At 52.1% G+C, this 19,076-nt stretch carries 18 protein-coding genes; 11 read left to right on the forward strand and 7 right to left on the reverse strand.

What is annotated here, in order from left to right:
• Positions 1 to 104 precede the first annotated feature (104 nt).
• Positions 105 to 347 carry a hypothetical protein gene (locus ACQ4M4_RS09505; RefSeq protein WP_430684253.1) on the forward strand — a complete coding sequence of 81 codons (243 nt, stop codon included), beginning with the start codon at positions 105 to 107 and terminating at the stop codon, positions 345 to 347.
• The gene (locus tag ACQ4M4_RS09510) at positions 292 to 621 is read left to right on the forward strand and encodes a GNAT family N-acetyltransferase (protein ID WP_430684254.1); all 330 of its coding nucleotides are present in this window, start codon (positions 292 to 294) and stop codon (positions 619 to 621) included. Before ACQ4M4_RS09505 ends, ACQ4M4_RS09510 begins: the two co-directional genes overlap by 56 nt.
• A gap of 33 nt (positions 622 to 654) precedes the next feature.
• Here ACQ4M4_RS09510 and ACQ4M4_RS09515 read toward each other — a convergent pair whose 3' ends face one another.
• The gene (locus tag ACQ4M4_RS09515; protein ID WP_430684255.1) at positions 655 to 1,089 is read right to left on the reverse strand and encodes a pentapeptide repeat-containing protein; all 435 of its coding nucleotides are present in this window, start codon (positions 1,087 to 1,089) and stop codon (positions 655 to 657) included.
• An 87-nt stretch (positions 1,090 to 1,176) separates the two neighbouring features.
• Here ACQ4M4_RS09515 and ACQ4M4_RS09520 point away from each other — a divergent pair, with 87 nt between their 5' ends.
• The 4 genes from ACQ4M4_RS09520 to folE all read left to right on the forward strand — a co-directional run bounded on the left by ACQ4M4_RS09520 (position 1,177) and on the right by folE (position 4,993).
• On the forward strand, positions 1,177 to 1,656 hold the full coding sequence (locus tag ACQ4M4_RS09520) for a hypothetical protein (RefSeq protein WP_430684256.1): 480 nt from the start codon (positions 1,177 to 1,179) through the stop codon (positions 1,654 to 1,656).
• Between the two features lie 149 nt (positions 1,657 to 1,805).
• The gene (locus ACQ4M4_RS09525) at positions 1,806 to 2,786 is read left to right on the forward strand and encodes an acetyl-CoA carboxylase carboxyltransferase subunit alpha (protein ID WP_430684257.1); all 981 of its coding nucleotides are present in this window, start codon (positions 1,806 to 1,808) and stop codon (positions 2,784 to 2,786) included.
• A gap of 710 nt (positions 2,787 to 3,496) precedes the next feature.
• Entirely contained in the window at positions 3,497 to 4,222 is a 726-nt protein-coding gene (locus tag ACQ4M4_RS09530; RefSeq protein WP_430684258.1) for an SDR family oxidoreductase, read from the forward strand.
• A gap of 45 nt (positions 4,223 to 4,267) precedes the next feature.
• Positions 4,268 to 4,993 (forward strand): GTP cyclohydrolase I FolE, encoded by a 726-nt coding sequence (gene folE / locus ACQ4M4_RS09535; protein WP_430684259.1) that lies wholly within the window; start codon positions 4,268 to 4,270, stop codon positions 4,991 to 4,993.
• Between the two features lie 231 nt (positions 4,994 to 5,224).
• Here the strand turns inward: folE and ACQ4M4_RS09540 are convergent, their stop codons facing one another.
• The gene (locus ACQ4M4_RS09540) at positions 5,225 to 6,565 is read right to left on the reverse strand and encodes an NF041680 family putative transposase (RefSeq protein WP_430684260.1); all 1,341 of its coding nucleotides are present in this window, start codon (positions 6,563 to 6,565) and stop codon (positions 5,225 to 5,227) included.
• A gap of 655 nt (positions 6,566 to 7,220) precedes the next feature.
• Between ACQ4M4_RS09540 and ACQ4M4_RS09545 the strand changes: the two genes are divergently transcribed.
• Positions 7,221 to 8,750, forward strand: a complete 1,530-nt coding sequence (locus ACQ4M4_RS09545; protein ID WP_430684261.1) for a hypothetical protein — start codon at positions 7,221 to 7,223, stop codon at positions 8,748 to 8,750.
• Between the two features lie 133 nt (positions 8,751 to 8,883).
• Here ACQ4M4_RS09545 and ACQ4M4_RS09550 read toward each other — a convergent pair whose 3' ends face one another.
• From ACQ4M4_RS09550 to ACQ4M4_RS09560, 3 genes are all read right to left on the reverse strand, one after another.
• Positions 8,884 to 10,173, reverse strand: coding sequence for a glucose-1-phosphate adenylyltransferase (locus tag ACQ4M4_RS09550; protein ID WP_430684262.1), 1,290 nt, complete (start codon positions 10,171 to 10,173; stop codon positions 8,884 to 8,886).
• Positions 10,174 to 10,307: 134 nt separating this feature from the next.
• Positions 10,308 to 10,637: a hypothetical protein gene (locus ACQ4M4_RS09555; RefSeq protein ID WP_430684263.1), complete on the reverse strand. Its 330-nt coding sequence runs from the start codon at positions 10,635 to 10,637 to the stop codon at positions 10,308 to 10,310.
• A gap of 80 nt (positions 10,638 to 10,717) precedes the next feature.
• On the reverse strand, positions 10,718 to 11,878 hold the full coding sequence (locus ACQ4M4_RS09560) for a patatin-like phospholipase family protein (RefSeq protein ID WP_430684264.1): 1,161 nt from the start codon (positions 11,876 to 11,878) through the stop codon (positions 10,718 to 10,720).
• Positions 11,879 to 12,011: 133 nt separating this feature from the next.
• Between ACQ4M4_RS09560 and ACQ4M4_RS09565 the strand changes: the two genes are divergently transcribed.
• The gene (locus ACQ4M4_RS09565; RefSeq protein ID WP_430684265.1) at positions 12,012 to 13,469 is read left to right on the forward strand and encodes a glycoside hydrolase family 13 protein; all 1,458 of its coding nucleotides are present in this window, start codon (positions 12,012 to 12,014) and stop codon (positions 13,467 to 13,469) included.
• 311 nt (positions 13,470 to 13,780) lie between these two features.
• Here ACQ4M4_RS09565 and ACQ4M4_RS09570 read toward each other — a convergent pair whose 3' ends face one another.
• Both ACQ4M4_RS09570 and ACQ4M4_RS09575 read right to left on the reverse strand, forming a co-directional pair.
• The gene (locus tag ACQ4M4_RS09570) at positions 13,781 to 14,374 is read right to left on the reverse strand and encodes a DUF3177 family protein (RefSeq protein ID WP_430684266.1); all 594 of its coding nucleotides are present in this window, start codon (positions 14,372 to 14,374) and stop codon (positions 13,781 to 13,783) included.
• Between the two features lie 101 nt (positions 14,375 to 14,475).
• Entirely contained in the window at positions 14,476 to 15,855 is a 1,380-nt protein-coding gene (locus ACQ4M4_RS09575) for a gluconeogenesis factor YvcK family protein (protein WP_430684267.1), read from the reverse strand.
• A 254-nt stretch (positions 15,856 to 16,109) separates the two neighbouring features.
• Between ACQ4M4_RS09575 and ACQ4M4_RS09580 the strand changes: the two genes are divergently transcribed.
• The 3 genes from ACQ4M4_RS09580 (at position 16,110) to ACQ4M4_RS09590 (ending at position 18,753) form a co-directional block, all read left to right on the forward strand.
• Positions 16,110 to 16,892, forward strand: coding sequence for an ABC transporter ATP-binding protein (locus ACQ4M4_RS09580; protein ID WP_430684268.1), 783 nt, complete (start codon positions 16,110 to 16,112; stop codon positions 16,890 to 16,892).
• Positions 16,893 to 16,988: 96 nt separating this feature from the next.
• Positions 16,989 to 17,219 carry a hypothetical protein gene (locus ACQ4M4_RS09585; RefSeq protein ID WP_430684269.1) on the forward strand — a complete coding sequence of 77 codons (231 nt, stop codon included), beginning with the start codon at positions 16,989 to 16,991 and terminating at the stop codon, positions 17,217 to 17,219.
• A gap of 235 nt (positions 17,220 to 17,454) precedes the next feature.
• Positions 17,455 to 18,753, forward strand: a complete 1,299-nt coding sequence (locus ACQ4M4_RS09590) for an MlaD family protein (protein ID WP_430684270.1) — start codon at positions 17,455 to 17,457, stop codon at positions 18,751 to 18,753.
• Positions 18,754 to 19,076 lie beyond the last annotated feature (323 nt).

Consider the following 19,076-nt stretch of genomic DNA (forward strand, 5'->3'; position numbering starts at 1 on the left):
AAGTGCTCCAAACATCCTTCAACCCCCTGGTTTTTCGAATGCAGTGCGTCAGTCCTAATGGCATCAAAATAGACAATAGGACTGTCGAATTTTGGTGGGGTTAGATGAACTATCGAATTCGGTTGGCGCGGTTGGAGGAACTGCCTGCCTTTAACGCGATTGAAAGGGCGGCTGCTCAGCGGTTTTGCGGCACCGCTTTTGCATTTATTGCTAGCAGTGAACCCATGCCTGAAGCGGCGATCGCACCCTATATTCACCAAGGTCGTGCCTGGGTTGCTGTAGATAAAGCGGATGAGCCCGTGGGTTGGGCGATCGCTCAAGTATTGGGCCAGCAAGCGCATCTTTAAGGAATTGGATGTGTTGCCAGCGCACGGTCGTCAGGGACTGGGACGAGCATTGGTGGAAACGGTGTGCCAGTGGGCACAGCAGCAGGGCTGTCAGGAAATGACTCTATCCACCTTTCGTGATATTCCCTGGAATGCACCGTTCTATGCCAAGCTGGGCTTTCGTTTGATGGATGATTCGGCCCTCACGCCTGCTCTGAGAGAAATTCAACAGCAAGAAGCAGACTACGGATTACCCATTGACGATCGCGTGTTTATGAGCCGAATTTTGGGCTAACAGTGTTGAGCTAGGGTTGCACCCTAAGGCGAACTAGTCGCCACCAACGTTGATGCCGCTTCCCGAAACTTCGGCCCCTGCCAGGTTAATGTTGGTCAAAATGGCTCCGTCAGTTTCGGCATTGTAAACAACGGCCCCAGCCATATTCACCGCTGTCAGGTCGGCATCGTTGAACACCGCATTCGTTGCAAAAGCTCCGGCGAGGTTGGCTCCGGTGAGGTCTGCTCCAGTTAGATCTGCACCTTCCAGGTTGGCGTTCGATAGGTTGGTGCCCCGCAGGTTTGCGTTGCGCAGGTCGGCCCCGATCAGATGTTGGCCGGTTAGGTCAATGCCACTGAGGTCGCAGTTGGCACAGGCTCCCGTCATGAGCAGTTGCTCGGTATGCAATGGGTTATCGGCTTGGGCTGGCAACGGCAACACAACTGAAGTGAAAAGTGCCATTGCAGCGACAGCAGTTTTAATGTTCATAATCGCCTCCAAATGGAGCGTCAGTCGGGTTTTTGAACCCTACTTTTAGGATGACATAGGGCGATCGCCCTGTCGTCATGCCATCGAATGAGTTGGATTGCCCCAACCGAACCATTACAATTAGTAAAGTTCCGCCTTGTGGGCGATCTCTTCGCAATTGGTGCGGCTCGGTACGCTATGTTTCAAGACCTATTTCCATTTCGGTTCCATGTGGATGCAGCAACGGTTGCGGCCATTGGGCTGTGGTCGCTAGCACTCTATTTGGGGTTTTCGCCTGTAAGCGATTGGGTGATTCACCAACTTGAGCGCTGGTTCAACTATGCCGAGCGATCGCTTTACACCAGCCAAGATGAATTTGAGAAAACTAAAGCCGCCCGCGAATCCCAAAATGCTTTCTATGCGTCGCTATTTAGCATCGTGCCGTTTTTAATTACTGGTGGATTGCTGAACTATGGCGTAGAGCTGAGCTTGGGACGAAGCTGGGCTTTAAGTGTCGGAATGATTGTATGCTTGGGTGCTGGAGTATACGAACTGGGACGACGCGCCGGACAGCACGACGAAAGTTAGCGAATTAGGTAGAACCACCCCAAGTTGAGAAGGGATTTGGCCCCTGGCACACGCTACGTCCTTTCGATTGATAAAATTTTGTACGGTCAAGCGATTTTGGGTTTCGCGCAATTCCCTTTAGTAAAAGCAGTAAAAGCAAACGTTTCACCATGAGCAATTCCGAGCGCCGTCCTCTGTTAGATTTTGAAAAGCCATTGACCGAGTTGGAGTCACGCATCATTCAAATTCGGGACTTGGCAGAAGAGAACGAAGTCGATGTTTCAGACGAAATTCGTAAGCTAGAGGCTCGGGCGGCGCAATTGCGTCAAGACATCTTTCAGAATTTGACTCCGGCTCAGCGGCTCCAGGTGGCGCGGCATCCTCGTCGTCCCAGCACTCTGGACTACATCCAGGCCATGACGGATGAGTGGTTTGAGCTACATGGCGATCGCTCCACCGGCATTGATGACAAAGCGTTGGTCGGTGGCGTTGGGCGGATGGCGGGTCGTCCGGTGGTGCTGTTGGGGCATCAAAAAGGCCGCGATACCAAAGATAATGTGGCGCGCAACTTTGGCATGGCTTCCCCAGGTGGCTACCGCAAAGCCATGCGCTTGATGAACCACGCCAACCGATTTCAAATGCCCGTCCTCACGTTTATTGATACGCCGGGTGCCTATGCTGGGGTAGAAGCTGAACGGTTGGGGCAGGGCGAAGCGATCGCCTATAACCTGCGAGAAATGTTTCGACTGGATGTGCCCATCATCTCCACGGTGATTGGTGAAGGCGGTTCGGGTGGTGCGCTGGGAATTGGCGTGGGCGATCGCCTTATGATGTTTGAGCATTCTGTATACACCGTGGCTAGTCCCGAAGCCTGTGCCGCCATCTTGTGGAAAGATGCTGGCAAAGCGCCCCAGGCTGCCGAAGCGCTTCGCATTACCGCACAGGATTTGCAATACCTGGGCATTATTGATGACATTTTGCCAGAGCCAATTGGTGGAGCGCACTCCGATCCATTGGCCGCTGCCGCAACGCTAAAAAATGCCATTTTGAAAAACTTGGCCGACCTCGATGCTCTTTCACCAACTCAGCGCAAAGAGCAGCGGTACCAAAAATTCCGGCAGATTGGTATGTTTGCCGAGGCGTCTGCCTAGACCGTGAGATTGAGGAATTGCGACCGTTTTGAGCGCATGGTTGCGTCCGCCTCGCATCGCCGAAGTTTGGTGCGATGGTTCGATCGGATGATTTGCGGTTGCTGTGTGAGTATCAACATTCTGGCTTGCATGGATGACTTTGCATAGATGGCCTTTGCGCCCTGTTTCTTTTGGGCCGTGCTTTCTGCGAACCGTGCTTCTGTGCAATTTGTCTTGCTTAACTATTGATATCCGTAATCATGGGAGGGAGGAAATCGCTCAATTGAAAATGCAGTCGCCTAAATACAGATGTTATAATCGCTTTTGTTAACAAGTTTTAACGATTTATCATTTTTCCTTTGAGGGTGGCTCCGGTACCAACAGGCTGAGCACTTCGCTGTTTCCTTTTGGACGTTGGTATCCCTGCTGGTGAGCCAATATGTTATTCCTCGCTCGTCGCCTGCAAATGGTTTGCAATGGTGGACAAGCGTTCAGAGAGTTTTTCCGAGACTAATGGTTTTGCCGTTTCGTTTGGGTTCAGGATGCCTGATTAACGTGTGATGCTGCGGTTGTTTGATAGATTCGTCCGTCCTACGCTGAGTCTGGCTGAGTCTGTACAAATATCTCCCGTGGCTCCAGGCTTTGCAAGGGTTGATTGCATTCACGCAAGCATCATCACCGATTCAAAAAAACTGTCATTGTTGATTGTTCACTGAGGATTTGTTGCGTTCATGACCTCCTCAAAATCTCTTCGTGCCTTAGTTACTGGAGCCAGTAGTGGTATTGGTAAGGCAACGGCTCTCGCGTTTGCGCAAGCAGGTATTCATCTAGCACTCGTTGGGCGATCGCGCGAGCGGTTAGACTCCGTTGTCCAAGAGGCCAGTGCATTTGGCGTGACCGTAAAACCCTACGAGGTTGATTTGGCGGATCTCGCTCATGTGAAAGAAAAGATTGAGGCGATCGTAGTTGACTTTGGGCCTGTTGACCTGTTGGTGAATAATGCAGGCATGGGCTACACGGGTGAGCTGCTCACCACCTCCTTGGCCGATTGGCAGCAAGCGCTCAACCTCAATCTAACCAGTGTATTTTTGTGCATTCAGGCGGTGCTGCCCAGCATGCGGCAGCGTGGCCAAGGCACGATTCTCAATATTGCGTCTGTGGCTGGATATCAAGCGTTTCCGGGTTGGGGAGCCTACAACGTCAGCAAGGCTGGGCTCGTTTCCCTCTCCAAAACGCTTGCCGCCGAAGAACGCGCTCATGGTATTCGGGTGTCCATTATTAGTCCCGGTGCTGTGAATACTGCTATTTGGGATACCGACACGGTTCAGGCCGACTTCGATCGCTCGAAGATGATGACCCCTGAAACCGTGGCCCAAACGATTCTCTACGCTGCTCTGCTTCCACCCGGAGCAGTGATTGAGGAGCTCATGCTGCTTCCCAGCGCCGGAACGCTCTAGGGTCGTCACGTTTGTTACAACTGCAGATACTTCGAGATTTACTTTATGACTACTGCGTCTTCTAATGGTTCGAACCAAGCTCTGGCTAACAATGGCGCGATCGCCACTGGCTCTGATGTGAAACCAGACACCAAGGCGATCGATGTTCGTCCCGATCGCTCTACCACCCCACTCGCTGCACCCCATGGTCGAGTTGAGGTCGGCATGGATGAAATGATGGAATCGGTGCGCACCATGCTGTTAGCGGTGGGTGAAGATCCAGAGCGTGAAGGATTGCTCAAAACTCCCAAGCGCGTTGCAGAAGCCATGCAGTTTTTGACCAGTGGCTACAACCAATCCTTGGAATCTTTGGTGAATGGGGCCATCTTCGACGAAGGCCACAACGAAATGGTGTTGGTACGCGACATCAATTTCTTCAGCCTATGTGAGCACCACATGCTGCCCTTTATGGGCCGTGCCCATGTGGCGTACATTCCCAACCAAAAGGTGGTAGGCCTTAGTAAACTTGCCCGCATTGTGGAGATGTATTCTCGTCGCTTGCAGGTGCAGGAGCGCCTGACTCGCCAAGTGGCCGAAGCCATTCAAGAAATTCTGGAGCCTCAAGGGGTTGCGGTGGTGATGGAAGCCACACACATGTGTATGGTCATGCGTGGTGTGCAAAAGCCTGGCTCTTGGACGGTCACTAGCGCCATGATCGGCTCTTTCCAAGAAGATCAGCGTACTCGCGAAGAATTTCTGAGCTTGATTCGTCATCAGCCTGCTTTCTTCTAACAGGCGTGGCTTCATCGTAGTCTAATGTCAGTTTTGGATAAGGGCATTTCTGAGGTTTGCGCGTCGCGCAAACCTCAGAAATGCCCATTTTTGCTTATCCAAAACTCAGGTTCTGTTAAATAATGGTTGCCTACCAACTGAAGTTTGGACTAAGGCAGTAGGAGCAGGTGGAAATCGCTCAACCACTTTCGTGAGTTGAGCAGGATGACAGAGAAGGCCGAAATCAGGACTTTACGCAGCAGGTACAGTCGTTGATTTCGGTACCTTCTTAGCCTGTTTGCGGTTGCGGGCTCGTTTTTTGACCGTTGGGTAGTGAGAACGAGGGGAAGGGCAGTGCCCAGTAGCACGGCCGGGTGATTTTCCACGGGGTTTGGGCGCTTTTGCGGGAGTACCAATCGCAACTAAAATGCTGGCGAATCCCTGAACAATGCGGCCTGGAGCTAGTTTATCTTGGGGAGACTGCCAGGGGAAAGGAGTATCTATACACTCATTGCGAGCCAGCCACAACTGCCAGGTCATCAACACCACCAACAAGCTCCACCGCTCTAAGGCCGGGTTGGAACTCAGTTGGGGTTGGGTCCAATGTAATCGTTGCTTGGCCAAGCGATACCAATGCTCCAGGGCAAAGCGCCGCAGGTAGATGCGCCAAAGTCCCTGTAACCCCGGCCAGGTCTGACCCAACCAGGCCAACCACAGCACCTGAAACTTGCGCTTGCGACCGACGGGTTCAATGACTTCGACTCGGATGATGTCCATATCGCGGTTGGGGGATTGTTTGAAGTGGAAGTGGCTCCACCGCATCAACTGCACTCGACCATAGTGAGGGTCATCCACTGCGATCGTCTCGGTCGCCTCTGGCCAACTCGTCGGGTCTTTGAACTTAAATTTCACGCCATGCTTACGGGGGGCCCCTCGTCCTCCATAGGCAGGAGGCACACCAAAGACACAGCGATTGGCCGCCAGACGCAGCAACAGGTCTGCTTCAATTACAGCCGTCTGATGCACAAACTTGGCATTGCCATAGCCTCGGTCATACACCGCTAACGGTCTGCGCTCCAGGTGCCGAGTCACGTGCTGTAACTGAAAGGCCGCCCGTTGCCCCGGTGTCTCAAAGCTGCTGATGCGCTCATGGCGTAATGGTAAGGCCCAACTCCCACTCTCCTCGGGAATCCACGCAAGCGTGCTATAACTTTGCCCGACGGCGCTCTTTTGCCGACTGTCGTGGTCAAAGATTCGGTCTTGGAGCGTCGCTGCATCGTGACGCGGCCAAAAGGTGCGGTCTCCAGCCAGGATGGGCTGCTCAGCCGTATCGACTCTCCTGGCGAGCTCCTGCATCAGTCTTGCTTGTGGCAAGCGACTATCGTGCAAGGCGGCATAGACACTGGACCATTGCCGCCGGAACACTGGACTTTGGCACAGGCCGACAAAGGACACGGTGCTGATGCTGGTTAATGCCGCATCCATTAACTCAAACACCGCATCTTTGGCTTTACCCAGTTGCTCGTATACACTCTGGCGAAATTGGCTGAGTTGTTCGAAGATCATCAGGTCAATGACAATTGGTATTTTCATTGACCTTACGGCAGTTGGTGCAAGCACTCACTGCCGTTTTCTCTCTCAGTTAGTCCAAAGTCCAGCTACTTATCAATTAACAAAAACATTAAAGGAGTTGTATGCACGACAACAGAAGGCTTTAATTTATTATTTTTTCTCTGTTTCGAATTCTTATATGAAATTCAAATAAATCTTCTCGCATTATTACTTGCAATATGGCAACGTGGTTTTTACTGTTTTGTAGACAGCTGATATCGACTTGAGAATCTATTTTGTAACTCAAGCTACCGTTCGAAAAGCGTCCGTTTCTGTTAGTTATTCAATTTTGACCAATCAAGTTTGGCATTCCTAACGAAGGTTTTGTATGGATGCCAATGATTCTCGTAGACAAAACCTTTAAGTTGTTCATTTCAATACTCTGAGTGCTGTTGCAGGCTTCGTTTAGAACAGGTCTGTAATGGTTGTTCGTGCTGTGAAACTGTTTACTTTACGAACTCGATTTCGTTCAAACCAACTGCATAGCAATTCATGTCTGTTCTTGTGGGTGCGATCGCTCTTACCGATATCCACACACTGGAGAAAACCGATGGTTTTGGAATTGATTTTCGCAGCTCGTCGAAAGGAAAACTCTCCTTCCAATAGGGATCGCAACCTATCGAATTGGGAATTTTGTTTGCTAATAGCCATATTGGCCGTCTTCCTAATCACCGTTACAGCACTATCGGCACATCTCTGGCCCGTATGGATGGATGAGGTGCTGTTGACTGATCCTGCGGCCAATCTTTTCCTGGGCCATGGATTCACATCATCAGCTTGGTATTATCAGCCCCGGGATGAGTTTTGGGCCTGTAATGCACCGCTGTATGCCCTGCTGTTGTTTGTTTGGCTCAAACTGTTTGGCTTGCACATTACTACAACGCGGCTGTTCAATTACCTTTTCATTTCCCTGGCGATCGGGTTGATATGGTGGTCTGTTAAACGGCTCAAATTGGTTGCAACGATGCGCGATCGCTTCATTCTGCTTGGCCTAATTCTCCTCAGCTATGGAGTGAGTTTCAATTATTTGTCGGGGCGCTATGACTGTTTGGCCATTGTTCTCTTTTCTGCCCTCCTGTTGGCTTACACATTCGCCCCTTCATTGCCTCGAACCATCGCTTTAATTGGAATCGGCTTTTTCATTCCACTATCGGGGTTTCACCTGGTTCCCTATGTAGCCATTTTGGCCGCTATGCTCTTTCCATTTTTGGGCAAACCCATGCTCAAGCCATTCGTTCAGGTAGTAGTGGGAATAACATTGGGGCTGATAGCAGCCGTTGCTCTTTATTCATCCTATGGGGTGCTAGATACCTTCATTGAAACAGTCGGTGGACATACGCTCAGCGGGCTGAACATTGTTCCCGATTCGGCCAAAGATGCCAGCGTCACCCAGAAGATGCTGTTTGTTTTGATGAATATCATCCCAATTCTTGAGGAGCGGTTCCGGGGAATTGTTACTTGGTATGTTCAGGATGGTAGCTTCTTGTTGCTGATGGGAGCGGCGATCGCTCTGGCATTCATCCAACGCTCAAACCGTCAGTTTCAATGGCGTTCCCCTTTGGGGTTTGGCTTGTTGGCAGGATTGGCAGTCCCTCTAGTAATGGGCCTGCTGCGTAACTATCCTGAATACTATGCCTGGATGGCCATTATTCCTCTCAGCATCGGCATTGGCTCAACCTTAGCCGGATTCCAACACTCGTTACTACGCCGCTCAGGCAGCTTGGTTGTTGTTATCTTACTGCTCGCTTCTGGTGTTCCTGGTTTGCCTAGATATTTAGTGCCGAGTTTATGGCACTGGCAAGATCGTAACTATGAGCGGGTTGAACAGTTTGTGCAAGCCCACATCAGCCCTCAAGAGTTTGTGTATAGTGATTTTGCCCCGTACTATGCCATTCGTAAGCGTGTAGAAACGGTTCTGTTTCCAACTTACTTGGATGTCATGACGGATGAGGAGAAAAGTGAGGTCTCCACACTGATTTTGGACTTGGGTCAGCGCCATGAAAACTATCAAAATATTGGATTGTTCGATCGCTTGGGAGGAGACTGGTATGAAACCAATGCCGTTCTAAACACTAGCCAGTTCGAATTACGGATATTTCGCCGCCAGTCGGCTATTAGCGATGGAAAGATGCCTCTTCTGAGCCACCGTGAGCGACTGCCGTCATAATGAGAATGCCAGTTTTAGCTAGGGGCTGTGGCTCAACTAAAACTAACGTTAACTCAGACAAAATCTTCATCCACCAAGGGAAAGGGGAAGGGCGATCGCCCTTCCCCTTTCCCTTGGGAAATAGCCAAACAGATTAAATGATCATTCCGTCTGGAATCGTTGCATTCTTAAACACCACGACAATGCCGTTGCGAATGTAGAAGCCAAGGTCTTCACGCTCAGCCGATTCAACTCGGTCTTTGTTGATGATTTGTACATCACAACCAATGCGTGCGTTTTTATCGATAATGGCGCGACGAACAGTGCTATTGGCCCCAATGCCGATTGGGATCTTGCCCTGATCGCAATTGCTTTGACGCTCGGCCATCGGTTGGTAATAGTCCGAGCCCATAATCAAGCTATCTTCGACTACGGCTCCAGCCTCAACCCGAGAGCGAATTCCCAGAATGGAGTGATGCACGCGGCAATCCTTCAGAATGCAGCCTTCGCTGATCATCGACTCGCTGACATTCGCATTCAGAATCTTGGACGGTGGCAGGTAGCGACCGCGCGTATAGATGGGAGCCTTCTCGTCGTAAAAACTGAAGGCTGGCTGCGGTTGCTTGGTCAGCGATAGGTTGGCTTCGTAGAAGGCTTCAATGGTTCCAATGTCTTCCCAGTAGCCATTAAACAAGTACGCCTGAATGTTGTACTTTCCGGCTGAGTTGGGAATGATTTCCTTACCAAAGTCTGTTTGCTCTGGCCCACCCCGCAGTAAATCAAACAGCACCTGGCGTTTGAACACATAGATGCCCATTGAGGCAATGTAAGGATTTTCCTTGGCCTGATCGCCAGAAAGCCCCAAAACGGTGGTATCCACCTGCATTTGCTTTAGACTGTCGCCTTTAGGTTTTTCTGAGAAATCGACTACTCGACCCGAGTCGTCAATCTTCATCAAGCCAAAGTCAGACGCGCGACGCTCATCCATGGGCACCACCGAAATGGTGATGTCGGCGTTGGTTTCACGATGCCGACGAATGAAGTCGCTGTAGTCCATCCGATAAAGATGGTCGCCAGAAAGAATCAAATATTCATCAACATCAAATTCTTCAAACAGCCAGAGGTATTGGCGCACAGCATCGGCAGTACCTTGAAACCAGTTGGGGTTTTCGGAGGTGAGTTGCGCTGCCAAAATTTCGACAAACCCTTCGTGCAGTCCCGAGAAGCTATAAGTTCGCGAGATATGGCGATTGAGAGAAGCAGAGTTAAATTGCGTTAGAACGTAGATTTTATAAATATCTGAATTGATACAGTTGCTCACCGGAACATCGATGAGCCGATACTTGCCTGCGAGAGGAACCGCAGGTTTTGCGCGAAGTTTGGTTAGGGGATAGAGGCGGCTGCCTGCTCCTCCACCCAGGATGATGGCTAATACCCGTTTCACAATACCCTCTTAACTATGGCTTAATGGCTAACTGCTTCCAAGTCCAGTGTGGTATGCAGTGGCACAGTTTGCAAGGGGATTGAGGCATAAATTCGGCTGGAATTTTATAAAACGCAACGTTACAAATCTCCCCCCTAGGGAAGGTTCAGTTCCATTTCTTTTGCTGAGGGATAAACAGTAGGTGCCATTGGCGCGATACGGCGATAAACTGTGGCATTTGGCCCTGGCCTGAATCGAGGACTGCATGGAAACTGTATCGACTGATGCTTTTCAAAATGGTTGAAGTCGGGCGGGCTGAACCCATGGGCTGTGGATGGTTGGCTGTTGATGGCGCTGTGGCCTAGAAGTTTTTTGGGGATGGGTGGAAGCCGTGGTGGATGAATGCGGATATGGTGCGATCGCTCATCCGAATCTAGCCTGCCGCGTTTGTGATGGATGTAGGAGGCAAAGCACCCTACATCCATCTCTCCGCAATACCAATGGTTGGATGCGGGGAACCTGCATTCGTTTTGAAGCCGCGAGATCTGACCAGTGCGCAAAAGGGCTAGAGATTGGCACTGACGGCGTTGGAGGGGACTTGGGTGTAGCCTCGGCTGTGTAAGTGGTGGCTCCAATTCCATTGCTCTAGCAGGAATTGTTTGGTGGCGAGGTAGCCGTTGCAGTAGAGGCGATCTTTTTCGGCGGAGCCCAGGTTAAACTGCGTGGCGGTAATGCCGGTGGTGTCGATGTTGACAACGCGACCCTGGCCATTTTCTCGTAAATGGTAGCGATCGCTGGCGTTCATCATGGTTTGCAGCATGCCCGAAAACAACGCCACGGCATTGTCGATAGAGTTGTTGTGAGTTTCGGGTCGCGCTTCACTGAGCCGAAAGCCAAAGGTGGGACAGCGCGGTGGGTTGCCACCGGGAGGCGCATCATAAATCCACAGGGGAAAGTTGCTTAAAATGCCGCCATCTACAATGGTGTAGTCGCCCAGTTTGCCAGGGGCAAAGAAGAAGGGAATGCTCATGGATAGGCGCACCGCTTCGGGTACAGAAAAGTCGCACTTATCGGCAAGGTTGAGCCGTTTTAGCAAATTTTGGTTGATGTCGCTGTCGAGGTCATCGGGAAGTACCAACATTTCGCCTCGGCTAATGTCGGAAATGACCACTTTTAGCGCCCGTTTTTCGTGCCAGTGGGTGTCTTCTTGATCGGCAGGGATGTTCCATCTCAAATCGTTGAAGGTGTTGAGGCGATCGCCCAGTGCTTTTTGAAGCCACGCTTTGAACGGTTCGGTGGAATATTGGCCTTGCTGCCGGGTAAACCACAGATTGGCGAGCAGCCACAGAGGGCGCTGCAAACTTTTTTCGGGAGAGCCGCTAAAGACAAAACGGCTCGTTTTCTTGGCTAGCAGTTCATCTTCATAGTCCAGCTGGCCAATGACAGATTCCAATTCTTCGATGGTGAGATCTGCTGCCACTAGAGCGGCGGTAATGGCCCCTGCCGAGGTGCCGGCCACTTTGCGCCATCGCAACCCTACCTCGCTAAAGCAGCGGAGCGCTCCCAAAAATGCAGTTCCCTTGACTCCGCCCCCTTCGAATACGGCATCGGCGTAGCGATGGCCATCAGGGGCGGTTGGCAGATTTGCAAGAATGTGGGCTTTTTCCTCGAGGGTTAACATCAGGCCGTTGCGATCGCGAACTTCTGCCGGATTCCAAATCGCCATAGTGGGCATCTCCTCCAAACGATTCTCCTCATCCTAGTCTGTAGGTAGACATTACCAGTAGTACTCAGATGGAGAATGACGAATGAGATATCGTGACGAGTGACCGCATTCAACCTACGCTTTCATCATTGCCATGGCTATTCACACCCCCGACTGGGTAAAGCACGCGGTGTTTTACCAAATTTTTCCGGATCGATTTGCCAAAGGTAAGCCACCCGCAAACTTGCCTCTGTCTCCGGTGCAAACTAGTGATGTGCCGTTGGAACTGTGGGACTCCCCTCCTACGATTCAAGGGTATAAAGGCGGCAACCTGTGGGGCGTAATTGACCAACTCGACTATTTGGTCGAGTTGGGAATTACAGCCATTTACTTTACGCCCGTGTTTCAGTCGGCGTGCAACCATCGCTACCACACCCATGATTACTATCAGGTCGACCCATTGCTGGGAGGCAATGAGGCGCTGCGATCGCTCATTGACCAGGCGCACGATCGCCATATTCGCGTGGTGCTAGATGGCGTGTTTAACCATGCCAGTCGAGGATTTTTCTTTTTTAACGATATTTTGGAGAATGGGCCGTATTCTCCCTGGTTGGATTGGTTCAAAATTCAGGGGTGGCCGCTGTCGGCCTATGACGGTAGCTATCCGGCCAACTATGAAAGTTGGGTGGATAATCGGGCGCTGCCAGTGTTTAACCACCACAATCCTGGCCCGCGAGAATACATCATGCAGGTGGCAGAGTACTGGCTCAAGTTTGGTATTGATGGCTGGCGGTTGGATGTGCCGTTTGAAATTACGGTAGAAGGCTTTTGGCAAGAGTTTCGCGATCGCGTCAAGGCGATTAATCCCGATGCGTACATTGTGGGTGAGGTGTGGGGCGACTCGCGCCAATGGCTGGATGGTACCCAGTTTGACGGGGTAATGAATTACTTATTTACGGCTCCTACGATTGCGTTTACGGCGGGCGATCGCGTGGATTTGGCTGAGGTCGAAGATCGTTCCTACTCGCCGTATCCCGCGCTAGATGCCGAAGGCTACGCATCCAAAATTCAGTATTTGCTGGATCTGTATCCCTGGGATATTCAGCTCACCCAGTTGAACCTGTTGGACAGCCACGATACGGCGCGGCTGATTAGCATTGCCCAGGGCGATCGCGCCAGTGTGGAACTGGCAACGCTGCTGTTGATGTCGTTTCCGGGTGCGCCCAGCATCTACTACGGCGACGAGGTTGGGCTAGAGGGCAAGCTCGATCCAGACTGTCGACGAGGGTTCCCTGCTCGCGACCAGTGGAATGGAGATGTGTTGGCCTACCATCGCCAGCTAATTGCCCTACGACTGCGATACCCGGCCCTGCGCATTGGCAAATATCAAGTGCTACACGCTCAGGGCGATGGCTACGTGTTTGCTCGGGTTCTGGGTGATGCTGTGGTGATGGTGGCAGTCAATGTGGGTCTGAAGGAAACCACGCTGGAGTTTGAGATAGAGATGCCGACCTACCCCGATCAGCAGGTGTATGGCCAGGGCGAAGTGTGGCGTATGGATCAGCGCTATCGTTTGGTGCTGCCTGCCCGCACAGGAATGATGGTGGTTTGATGTGGGCTGATGCGGTGTGTTGGCCTTGCAAAAAGGGCTCTGCTGAAGGGCTCGACAGCGCCCCCCTCAGCAAAGCCCAGAACCAAAACGGACCAGGACTTACGAACAGGACTTACGAACAGGACTTACGCAAGCTCACGAAATCAGGTGTGCTGGTGTTGTGGGTAGGGTGCTTTGCACCCTACCCACAACACCAATGCGTAAGTCTAAATTCAGTTGACTGATGTTTGAGGCGCGGCGCTTAGCGCCCTAAACATCAGTCAATCCCGTCGTTTTTTGGATGAAGTGCGTCAATCCTAACTGACGTTGGATTACTGCTCGATGGCAGAGCGGCCAGTTTTGCCCAGCCGCACCGCCACGAAGTAGATGAGGTACAGCACGTAAATGACGAGACCAACGATGCCCCAAAATCCCAAAAATCCAGGAGTGTAGCCTGCGTGGAGGGTGTCTTTATAGATGAGGGGTGCCTCGCGCCACACTTGGCAGAAGGCGGTGTCGTAGACAGCCCGCGAGAAGGCGCATTGTAAGAATGGAATGAAGGCGATCGCCCCAATGGCGGTATAAATGCTGGCGGCCCATCGCCATACATTAAAGGTGAGCTTGAGGGTGCTAGGGCGTTGGTCTTCAATTTCTTCGTTAAGGTCAACCCAAAACCACAGGCTTAGGGGAATCAGTACCTTCGCCATGATAGAGGCCATAAAAGCCATGGGCAGGTTGCCAATCATGAGATACACGGTGATGGCCAGCAAGCTCGATACCCGCCAGTAGATGACCATCACTCGCTGCATTGATTCCGATCGCTTGAGGGTCGTCCATAGCAGCAGCATGAGCGGCAGAATGACCAAAAACAGCACGGCCAATCGATAATCTAGCCACACGAGCGATCGCAACAACTCTGGAGACATAAGCACTTCAACAAAACATTAGGGCGCGATTGCATCCGACACATGACATCCGACACATGACATCCGACAAGTTCAGGATGGGCCACAACGCCTTTTCTAGCTTACAGCCCTTGTACGCGGCTGAACCAACGAAGCAAGATTCGAGCTAGGCGATCGCTGTCATGCCGCACGACGCCCGTGGCTTCGTCTTCGCTCATCACATTGGCAATCACCACTCGTCGCCCCAGGTGCATCACCGCTTCTCGATCGAAATACACAGGATGAGACCCTTCCTGCGCGTACTGAATGAGCGCATGGGCCGAAGGGGTTTTCTTTTGCACCAGCACCGCATCAAACAGGCGGCGATCGCCCGTGACTGCATCAATTGCCCGAATATGGTCAGAAACGGTGTAGCCCTGGGTTTCGCCCGGTTGGGTCATCACATTGCACACATACACACGCGGCACCTTGCGGTTGACGATGGCTTCCACGATTTCCGGCACAAGCAAGTTGGGAATGACGCTGGTGTAAAGGCTGCCAGGGCCAATGATGATGTAGTCGGCTTCGGCGATCGCTTCTAGCACGCGAGGAAGGGCAGGTGGGTTGGCCGGAATAGAACCAATGTTGACAATGGTGCCGTTGGCTTCGCTAATGCTGGATTCACCCTCAATGCGGCGGCCATCGCTGAGTTCGGCCCACAGGCGCATGTCGCTCAGGGTTGAGGGCAACACTTCGCCTCGTACGGCCAGCACTTTGGAACTGGCGGCGATCGCCTGTTCCAAGTCTCCCGTCACCTCACTCATCACCGTCAAAAACAAGTTGCCAAAGCTATGGCCCGTGAGCCCGTCTCCCGCCTTGAACCGATATTGAAACAGCTCCGTCAGCAGTTTTTCTTCATCGGCCAGCGCCGCCAAACAGTTGCGAATATCGCCCGGAGGCAGCACCCCAATTTCCCGCCGCAAGCGACCCGAAGAGCCGCCATCATCGGCTACCGTCACCACGGCGGTAATGTTGGCGCTGTAATTTTTGAGACCTCGCAACAGGGTCGAAAGTCCGGTGCCCCCGCCCAGCGCTACAATTCTGGGTCCCCGGTTGAGGCGGCGATAGGCCCGCAGCCGATCGACCAGTTCCTCTTCGCTATCGGGCATTAGCACTTCTTTGAGCGTGCTAATGCTGCGCGTTTGTCCCCACAGCACAAACAGCAACCCAGCCAAAATTGCCACCGGCCCGCTAATGTAATTGGGCACAAGACGAGTGATCAGCTCTAGTGTGTCGCCAATCAGTTGTCCCAAGCGAAAGATGGGAGTTTGTCTGGCCCAAATGGCAGCCCCCAACCCCACCAGCAGCACCCCACCGGCACTCACAAACAGCCATCGCTTGAACGACAATCCTGGCGATAGCCACTTAAACCATTGATTGACCCGATGGCGTGATGAATGATGGTGAGGCGAAACTGGAGGCCGAATTGCTTTTAGCGCGTGTTTAAACAGTCCGTTCGACATGGGTTAGATGAAGAGGGGCGAGAAGGACGAGCGAGACGAATGCAAAAGCTCTAGGATGTAAAATTTTGAACACTGCTGCTAAGCATATTAAGGCAGGTTGAAGAATTGCCCCCCTTGTTGAGAAGCCAGTAGTCTACAAGCTGTTTCTAACGTTAGCATTTGAATTTGACGCGAGTACGCTTTGTTCATCCAGACGTTGCTGGGTGACGATTGCTAGGTGTGCTGGTGCTGGATGTGCTGGATGATGAGTGCCCATGGCTGAACCGTTGATAGAACTGCGCGGTGTTACCAAAACGTTTGGTAGCAACCCCGTGCTGGATGGTGTGAACCTAACGATTGATCGGGGGGAGGCGATCGCCATTATTGGCCCCTCAGGAACGGGAAAGTCCACGGTATTGCGGATTATTGCTGGGCTGTTGGCTCCCGATGCGGGGGACATTTATATTCGGGGTCAACGGCGCGAAGGCCTTGCTGAAGATGGGGCAGACTCGGTTGGCATTGGCATGGTGTTTCAGCAGGCAGCTCTGTTTGACTCCTTAACCGTTTACGAAAATATTGGATTCTCCCTATTTCAACACACGAAGCTCTCATCCGATCAGATTCGGCACTTAGTGGACGAAAAGCTGGACATGGTTGGCCTACCGGGAATTGGCGATCGCTTTCCGGCCGAGCTATCGGGTGGGATGCGCAAGCGCGTTAGCTTTGCCCGCGCCATCATGGAAAATCCAGAACATCCCGAAGAGCGTCCGGAAGTTTTGCTATACGATGAGCCCACCGCTGGTTTAGACCCGATCGCCTCGACCGTGATTGAAGATTTGGTGCGGCAACTTCAGCGCGAGCAAGGAGGATGCAGCACCTATGTCATGGTCACCCACCAGGACAGCACGATTCGCCGCACAGCCGATCGCGTCATCTTTTTGTATCAGGGCAAGGTGCAGTGGCAGGGCACCATTCATGAAATCGACACCACGGATAACTCCCTTGTCCGGCAATTTTTTAGCGGCAGTGTCCAAGGACCAATTCAGGTGGTGGGATAACGCCACAATCGGGAAACCTGAAGAGCAATGGATGGTTGAGATGGGTTCCTGGAATGGATAGACGGCATGGATAGACGGCATGGATAGACGGCATGAATGGCAACCGACGAAAACGGATGCCGCGATCGCACATCTAAATTCCTGATCGTTGATAAGAAGCGCAGCAGCCCTGACGGCTTAAACCTGCGCTTAATTCACGGCTTGCGTGCCTTGTGCAACCTGACACAGCCTGGGCTTGGTTTTGAAACTATCATTTGCAAGGATCAGCCGAAGCCAGCCAGAACCATCGATCAGGTCGATCTACAGCTTGAGTTGACGGTTCGCTAAAATCACCGGATCGGGGCATGCTCAGGACCATGCCGCCTGATTGAATGCAAACAGGACAGGACGGGGTGGCACATTAGGCGTAAGACTGCGTTCCATTTGGGCTACTCTATATCAGGCATCTCTAATATCGGCGATATCAATTGGCCATTTTGATGAGATGAGCTGTGCTGTTGGGTATGTGTGTTAGGGAAGGCGCAGTACAGCCAACCCTTCAAAGGCCATAGGGGAGAGAGGAATGCGATCGCGCACACTTCGAGAAGGTTCAGTAGGGTTATTAATTTTGGCAGGTGTTGGCCTGTTCATTGGTTTGGTGCTGTGGTTGCGAGGGCTGAACTTTAGTCGCAGCTATAAGTTTTCAATTGAGCTGTCGGATGCGGGTGGGGTGCAGGTTGGAGCTCCTGTGCGCTATCGCGGTGTTCCTGTGGGGTTTGTCACGGCGGTATCCCCAGGCTATCAAGCTGCCGAAGTCGAAGTTGAAATTTCGCCAGCAGACACCATCATTCCGCGCAATGCTATTTTGTATCCGAACCAGTCAGGGCTGATTGGCGAGTCGGGCATCGATATCTTGCCGCCCAATGGTGTGCCAACGCCTGTTTCCACCAATCCGCTCGCGGAAGACTGTAACTCTGCGGTCATTATTTGCGATGGCGATCGCGTTCAGGGCGAAGAGGGCGTAACCTTTACCGAGTTGATTCGCGCCACGTTGCAAATTACCGACGTGTTAACGAACACTGATCTGCTCGACAACATCAACACCCTAACTCGCAACACGGCTGAAGCGGCCACCGGGGTCACGCAGCTCACCTCCGAAGTCACCGATCTGACACGATCGGTGCGCGGTGAGGTGCAAGTGTTGCTGGGGTCGGCCAACTCAACCACCTTGGCGGTCGGTCAAGCAGCCAATCAGCTCTCGTTTACTTCGGCCGAAGTGAATCGTCTCCTCGCGTCCAATGAGGGAGCGTTGGTTACCACGTTGGATAATGTGAGCCAGGCCAGCGGCGATATTCGGCTCATTGTGAATCGGTTAATGCCTTTGGTGGATGACCAAGGTGCCGTGAGCAATCTGCAAGCGCTATCTCTCAGTGCAAACAGCGCAGCCAGTAATGCAGCCCAGGCCGCAGCTAGCCTGCGCAACCTTACTGATGCGCTGGGAAGTTCAGAAAATGTGCTGCTGTTGCAGGAAACGCTGGATTCTGCCCGCGCCACGTTTCAAAATGCCCAAAAGATCACCGCTGATTTGGATGAGCTAACGGGAGACCCAGCGGTGCGCGATAGTATTCGGGAACTGATTCACGGGTTGGGCAATTTGGTATCGTCTACTCAGCAACTACAAGAGCAAACGGCTGTTGCAGAGGCTTTGGTTCCGACTGCCGAAGCTCTGCGCTCGGCGGCACCCTCCGCTTCGGCGATGCCCGCACCCATCTCGGTACCATCGGTTGCGGCCCGCACCCCTCAGCCCACAGGCCAAACCCCTCCAACCGATACGTCCGATATTAAGGCTGAGCCCAAGTTTTCGCAGCCGAAAGCAGATTAGTCTGACGTGGTTGGTATAGGGAGCGATCGCTTTGCAATTGCAGTTGGTATGTGGCTACTAGTATGGCTACCATCCATCACTCTTAATTAAATGAGGTGTGTTTTAGAAGTGTGTTTATGCAGTTCTAGAACACACCTTTAATTGTTTCTGCAGACGCGACGCGAACGCAAAAATGGGCGCTTTAGCTTATCCAAAACTCAGGTTAATAAAACGAGCTAATTCATAAGAAGAATGATGAAACGATGAGCTTGCTTTTCGAGGGATGATAGTTGTTGGCTGCCAGTTTTAATCTACTCAACAGCTTGATTGGCAGTCATTTGGGG

It is taken from the genome of Leptolyngbya sp. AN02str (assembly GCF_050565595.1).
GTDB lineage: Bacteria > Cyanobacteriota > Cyanobacteriia > Elainellales > Elainellaceae > Kaiparowitsia.

What these genes read in the sequence shown, in the direction of transcription:
- ACQ4M4_RS09585 (WP_430684269.1), top strand. Translation starts at nt 16,989, where the DNA reads ATGGCAACCGACGAAAACGGATGCCGCGATCGCACATCTAAATTCCTG.
- ACQ4M4_RS09570 (WP_430684266.1), bottom strand. Translation starts at nt 14,374, where the DNA reads ATGTCTCCAGAGTTGTTGCGATCGCTCGTGTGGCTAGATTATCGATTG.
- ACQ4M4_RS09580 (WP_430684268.1), top strand. Translation starts at nt 16,110, where the DNA reads ATGGCTGAACCGTTGATAGAACTGCGCGGTGTTACCAAAACGTTTGGT.
- ACQ4M4_RS09575 (WP_430684267.1), bottom strand. Translation starts at nt 15,855, where the DNA reads ATGTCGAACGGACTGTTTAAACACGCGCTAAAAGCAATTCGGCCTCCA.
- ACQ4M4_RS09590 (WP_430684270.1), top strand. Translation starts at nt 17,455, where the DNA reads ATGCGATCGCGCACACTTCGAGAAGGTTCAGTAGGGTTATTAATTTTG.
- ACQ4M4_RS09560 (WP_430684264.1), bottom strand. Translation starts at nt 11,878, where the DNA reads ATGGCGATTTGGAATCCGGCAGAAGTTCGCGATCGCAACGGCCTGATG.
- ACQ4M4_RS09565 (WP_430684265.1), top strand. Translation starts at nt 12,012, where the DNA reads ATGGCTATTCACACCCCCGACTGGGTAAAGCACGCGGTGTTTTACCAA.
- ACQ4M4_RS09515 (WP_430684255.1), bottom strand. Translation starts at nt 1,089, where the DNA reads ATGAACATTAAAACTGCTGTCGCTGCAATGGCACTTTTCACTTCAGTT.
- ACQ4M4_RS09530 (WP_430684258.1), top strand. Translation starts at nt 3,497, where the DNA reads ATGACCTCCTCAAAATCTCTTCGTGCCTTAGTTACTGGAGCCAGTAGT.
- ACQ4M4_RS09505 (WP_430684253.1), top strand. Translation starts at nt 105, where the DNA reads ATGAACTATCGAATTCGGTTGGCGCGGTTGGAGGAACTGCCTGCCTTT.
- ACQ4M4_RS09520 (WP_430684256.1), top strand. Translation starts at nt 1,177, where the DNA reads ATGAGTTGGATTGCCCCAACCGAACCATTACAATTAGTAAAGTTCCGC.
- ACQ4M4_RS09555 (WP_430684263.1), bottom strand. Translation starts at nt 10,637, where the DNA reads ATGGATGTAGGGTGCTTTGCCTCCTACATCCATCACAAACGCGGCAGG.
- ACQ4M4_RS09510 (WP_430684254.1), top strand. Translation starts at nt 292, where the DNA reads ATGAGCCCGTGGGTTGGGCGATCGCTCAAGTATTGGGCCAGCAAGCGC.
- ACQ4M4_RS09525 (WP_430684257.1), top strand. Translation starts at nt 1,806, where the DNA reads ATGAGCAATTCCGAGCGCCGTCCTCTGTTAGATTTTGAAAAGCCATTG.
- folE (WP_430684259.1), top strand. Translation starts at nt 4,268, where the DNA reads ATGACTACTGCGTCTTCTAATGGTTCGAACCAAGCTCTGGCTAACAAT.
- ACQ4M4_RS09540 (WP_430684260.1), bottom strand. Translation starts at nt 6,565, where the DNA reads ATGAAAATACCAATTGTCATTGACCTGATGATCTTCGAACAACTCAGC.